Below are 4,803 nucleotides of genomic sequence, written 5' to 3'. Positions count from 1 at the left end.
GGAAGCCGTGCTGGACGTGCTTTTCTAAAACTGAAAGATGTCAGTAGAGAGATCAGCGTGGAGATGCCCGCCGACAGACAGGTCCGGATCTGCCACGCCCCGACCAACCCGCCCTGCTCCTACCCTGGACATATGCCCCCCAGGATCGAACCCTACTCACTGAGCGAGCACAAGTTCGGGGTGCTGCGCGATGTCCGTCAGCACGGCGCACTGACCACCCGCCGGTTGGTGCGTGGCCACGGTCCCAAGATGACGTGGGACGCCCTGATCCGGGAGGGCTACCTCCGTGCGGCGCAGACCATGTACGGCGAAGTGGAGGGTCTGACCGACAAACGTCACCTCCTGCTCGTGCAGGACCGTGAACAGACGTGGGCTGTGCCGGGAGTCCACACGGGCAACGAAACAGAACACCTTCGGTGGGGCCTGAGCTGACCCTGCACCCCTCAAGATTGTCTGACCGTTTGGACCGTTCTCCCTCCTTTCTGTGGGGCGGCTCCACCGGTACGCTGGTCGGGAGGAGCCGACATGTCCGAGGGCAGGCCGATCGGCCTCGACCTGCTGGGTGGGGCCGCGTTACGGGTGGAGGGCGACTGGCCGCGCTGTCCGGCGCGGGGGCTGCGCCTGCTGGCGGTGCTGGCGCTGGACGGGCCGCAGCCCCGGCGTCAGGTGGCGGACCTGCTGTGGAGCGGCGGGAGCGGGCGGGTCCTGCACAACCTGCGGACCACCCTCTACTCCCTGCGGCGGGTGCTGGGCCAGCACGCCGACGTGCTGACCGAGCGCGGGCACCAGCTGCACCTTGCGCGGGTGGAGGTCGATGTGCTGGGGCTGACCTCCGCCGACCTTGCCCTGGAGGGAACCTGGCGCGAGTTCATGGCCGGGCACCGGGCGGACGGCCCCGAGCAGTGGCTGGAGTGGGCCGAACGCACCGAGATGCGGCTGCTGGGGCACCTCCAGCCGCTCCCGGCCCGGCGGCGACTGCCCCCTGTCCGGCAGGGGCTGGACCTGGCGCAGGAGGCCCTGGCCGCCGCCCAGCAGGACCGGCCCGGCGAGGCCGAGAGCGCCGCCCATGCCGCGCTGACCCTGACGCCCCGGGGCGAGGGAGCGGCGCTGGCCCTCGACGTGCTGACCCATCAGGCCATCGAGCGTGACGAGTACACTCTGGCCCGCGACTATTGCGGGCGGGCGCTGCGGGCCACCCCCGAGCCGCAGCCCGACATCTGTTACACGGCGGGGTACCTCGCGGACCTGCTGGGAGAGCCGTCGCGGGCCGAGCACCTCGCCCTGCTGGGCCTCGCGCACCTCGCCCCGGGGCGGTCCCCGGCGCTGTGGTACGCGACGGTCGCCAGTGCCCACGATTCCCGGCAGGACTTCCGGGCGGCGCGGCTGTGGCACGAGCTCGCCCTTCAGGCAGCGCGGGCCGCCCCGTCCGCGCAGGACCACTGCGGGGTACTGACCTTCTACCTGTGGCACCTCAACGCGACCGGGGACAGCGCCCGCGCCCAGATGCTCGCCGCCGAGGCGCTCGACCAGGGGGACTTCAGCATGACCGCCTATATCCACCAGTCGCTGGGCACCGCGCAGTTCCGGCTGGGCGAACTTGGCGAGGCGCTGCGTACCCTGCAGGTCAACCGGACCCACCCGGTGCTCAGCCTGCGCGTGATCGCCGCTTCCCTGGAAGCCCGCATCCTGCACCGCCAGGGGGACCGTGAGGGGGCGCAGGCCCTGCTGCGGGGGACCCTTCCCCTCGCGCGGACGACCGAGGACGGCCGGGCACGGTTCGAGTGGGCGGTCGCGGCCCTGACCTGTGCGCCGCGCGAGTGGGCCGCCCAGGCCGACGCCTGCGTGCGGGGCGCCCAGACCAACGATCCCCTGATCGTGCGGCAGTATCAGCGGCTGCGGGCCGGGCTGCCCACACCAACAACCCCCGCGTGAGGCGGGGGCTGGCGGTCAGGACGTGGACTTCAGAAGGCCGGAACGACCGCCCCCCCGTACTTCTTCAGGATGAAGGCCTTCACCTCCGGGCTCTGGAGCACCCGCACCAGCTTGAGGTAGTCGGGGTTCTTGAGGGTCGCGGGCTTGGCGACGAGCAGGTTCGCATAGGGGCTGCGGCGATCCTCGAGGATCAGCGCGTCCTTCAGGGGATTCAGGCCCGCTTCCAGCGCGTAGTTCGTGTTGATGATCGCCGCGTCCACATCCGCCAGGGCGCGGGGGAGTTGCGCGGCCTCCAGTTCGCGGAAGCGCAGGCGCTTGACGTTGGCCGTGATGTCGCGCACGGTGGCCTGCACCCCCACGCCGGGCTTCAGTCGGATCAGCCCGGCCCGCTCCAGCAGTTTCAAGGCCCGCCCGCTGTTGCTGGGGTCGTTGGGCAGCGCGATCGTCGCCCCGGAGCGCACCTCCCGCAGCGACCGCACCCGGCGGCTGTACAGGCCGATGGGCTCCACATGCACCTTCGCCCCGGCGACCAGCCCCAGCGGGCGGTTCTTCTGGAACTCCTGCAGGTAGGGGAGATGCTGGAAGAAGTTCACGTCGATGCTGCCGTCCGCCAGCGCGAGGTTGGGCTGCACATAGTCGGTGAACTCGCGGATCACGAGGTTCACGCCCTGCTTGGCGAGGGTGGGTTTGACGAACTCCAGCAGCTCGGCGTGCGGAACGGGCGTGGCCCCCACGCGCAGGGTTCCGGCGGAGGCGAGCGAGGTCAGGGCGAGGGCGGACAGGATCAGGATGTTTTTCATTTGGAGACTCCGGAAGAGAGGAGAGAAAGTTTCAGCGGTGATCGGCGCGGCGGGCGGCGCGGTCGCCCAGCCACTGCACGCCCTGCACCAGCACGAGCAGCAGCAGCACGGTGGCGACCATCACGTCCGTCTCGAAGCGCTGGTAGCCGTAGCGGATGGCGAGGTCACCCAGGCCGCCTCCGCCGATCGCTCCGGCCATCGCGGAATATCCGATCAGGCTGACCAGCATCACCGTGAAGCCGTGGATCAGGGCGGGCCGGGCTTCGGGCAGCAGCACCTTGCCGACGATCTGCGGGGTCGTGGCGCCCACCACGCGGGCCGCCTCGGTCACGCCGGACGGCACGTCGCGCAGCGCCCCCTCGACCAGCCGGGCCACGAAGGGAACCGCCGCAACCGTAAGGGGCACGATCGCCGCCGTGCTGCCGATGCTGGTGCCCGTGACCAGCCGCGTGAAGGGAATGAGCAGGACCAGCAGGATGATGAAGGGGAGGCTGCGGCCTACGTTGACGGCGGCGTCCAGCACCCGGAACAGGGCGGGATGCGGGCGCAGACCGCCGGGCCGGGTGAGGATCAGCGCCACCCCCAGCGACGTGCCGAGGAGTTGCGCGATCAACGCACTCGGCAGCACCATCCACAGCGTTTCCAGGGTGGCCTGCCACAGCAGGGGCACGAGGCTGTCCATCAGGCGCTCGCCCCCAGCGGGAAGGGAACCTCACCGGGCCGGAGGTCCGGGTGCGGCGCCGTCTCCGGCAACACCAGCCAGGCGTCCACCCCCTGCGGATGCGGCTCGGCCTGCACCAGCCGCGCCCCCAGGGCTGCCAGCCGCTCCAGCGTGCCCGCGCCGAGGTCGGGGAGGGTCACCCGGCGCAGCGTCTCGCCCGGCGCGAGCGGGACTTGCGGGCGGTGCGCGTCCAGCAGGGCGCGGGTGACCGGGTGGGCAGGGTGGGCCAGCACCTCCCGCGTCTCGCCACTCTCCACCAGCCGCCCCGAGTCCAGCACGGCGACGTGCGTGCAGGCGGTCCGCACGACTTCGAGTTGGTGGGTCACCACGATCAGGGTGAGGTCACGGCTACGCTGCACCTCGGTGAGCAGGGCCAGGATGCCCGCGCTCGTCTCCGGGTCGAGGGCACTCGTGGCTTCGTCGGCCAGCAGCAGGTCCGGTTCCAACGCCAGCGCACGGGCGATGCCCACGCGCTGCTTCTGTCCACCGGAAAGCTGAGCCGGGTAGCGGCCCGCGAGGTCCGCGAGGCCCACGTCCTCCAGCAGTTCGCGGGCACGCGCCTCACGGGCGGCGCGGGGCACCCCCGCGAGTTCGAGCGGCAGGGTCACGTTCCCCAGGGCCGTGCGCTGCGCCAGCAGGTTGAAGTGCTGAAAGACGACGCCGATGCGGGCCTGATGGGAGCGCCGCTGCGCGGGCATCAGGCGCGAGAGGTCCTGCCCCTGCACCAGCAGGCGGCCCGTGTCGGGCGTCTCCAGCCCGCCTATCAGGCGCACCAGGGTGCTCTTGCCCGCGCCGCTGCGGCCGATGATGCCGACCCGGTGGCCGCGCGGCACAGCCAGCGTGAAGTTCTGAAGGGCCGGGGTGGTCTGTCCCGGATAGGTCTTGCCCACACCCTCGAACAGCAGGGCGGGCGGGGGGGAGAGAACGGACAAACGAGAATCCTCCGTCTGGAAAGGCCGGAGGGAACAACACACACGCGTCCCCTCCCGAGGCTGAGAACGGAGAAGGGGACGCGACGATGTCGAGTGGAGCCCTTCCCTTATCGGTCCCGACGCGGATGAACCATCGTTGGCGCGTGCGGGCTGGGCAGCACCGATGCCGTAATGAGGGCCGGTTGCTGCGGCGGTCATGGGGCCAGATCCCTCGCGCCGCTCTGGATAAGAGTGGCCCTGTTGCGGGCCGACAGCGAAAGTACCGCACCCCCGCGGAATCCAGCGGCAAGTTGTCTGGACGGGGGCAATCGCCCCGCATCCTCCCCGTCTCAGCCCATGCCGCAGTCCGGGACCTGACACCCCCGTTTATGGGTTGGCTCTTCCTGGATTCCGGGGAGCTGAGGGGTAGCGGGGGTAA

The 4,803-nt window shown here is 70.8% G+C and carries 5 protein-coding genes and 1 riboswitch; of the genes, 2 read left to right on the top strand and 3 right to left on the bottom strand.

The genetic code is table 11. The features are described from left to right. Window positions 1–132: 132 nt before the first annotated feature. Both QOL99_RS15100 and QOL99_RS15095 read left to right on the top strand, forming a co-directional pair. Window positions 133–432, top strand: a complete 300-nt coding sequence (locus tag QOL99_RS15100) for a hypothetical protein (protein WP_285525034.1) — start codon at window positions 133–135, stop codon at window positions 430–432. Window positions 433–525: 93 nt separating this feature from the next. After that, window positions 526–1,932, top strand: a complete 1,407-nt coding sequence (locus QOL99_RS15095; RefSeq protein WP_285525033.1) for a hypothetical protein — start codon at window positions 526–528, stop codon at window positions 1,930–1,932. Between the two features lie 29 nt (window positions 1,933–1,961). Here QOL99_RS15095 and QOL99_RS15090 read toward each other — a convergent pair whose 3' ends face one another. Genes QOL99_RS15090 through QOL99_RS15080 form a run of 3 tightly spaced genes read right to left on the bottom strand, consistent with a single transcriptional unit; the run spans window position 1,962 to window position 4,385 of the window. Then, window positions 1,962–2,732 carry a MetQ/NlpA family ABC transporter substrate-binding protein gene (locus tag QOL99_RS15090; protein WP_285525032.1) on the bottom strand — a complete coding sequence of 257 codons (771 nt, stop codon included), beginning with the start codon at window positions 2,730–2,732 and terminating at the stop codon, window positions 1,962–1,964. 31 nt (window positions 2,733–2,763) lie between these two features. Next, window positions 2,764–3,414: a methionine ABC transporter permease gene (locus tag QOL99_RS15085; RefSeq protein ID WP_285525031.1), complete on the bottom strand. Its 651-nt coding sequence runs from the start codon at window positions 3,412–3,414 to the stop codon at window positions 2,764–2,766. Further along, the gene (locus QOL99_RS15080) at window positions 3,414–4,385 is read right to left on the bottom strand and encodes a methionine ABC transporter ATP-binding protein (protein ID WP_285525030.1); all 972 of its coding nucleotides are present in this window, start codon (window positions 4,383–4,385) and stop codon (window positions 3,414–3,416) included. The genes QOL99_RS15085 and QOL99_RS15080 overlap by 1 nt, the downstream gene beginning before the upstream one ends. A gap of 104 nt (window positions 4,386–4,489) precedes the next feature. Next, window positions 4,490–4,617, bottom strand: a riboswitch (SAM riboswitch). Window positions 4,618–4,803: the final 186 nt, after the last annotated feature.

It is taken from the genome of Deinococcus rhizophilus, from assembly GCF_030271215.1.
Classification (GTDB): domain Bacteria; phylum Deinococcota; class Deinococci; order Deinococcales; family Deinococcaceae; genus Deinococcus; species Deinococcus rhizophilus.
Note: the sequence above shows the minus strand (reverse complement) of the source record. Positions and strands in the feature narration are given on the sequence as shown.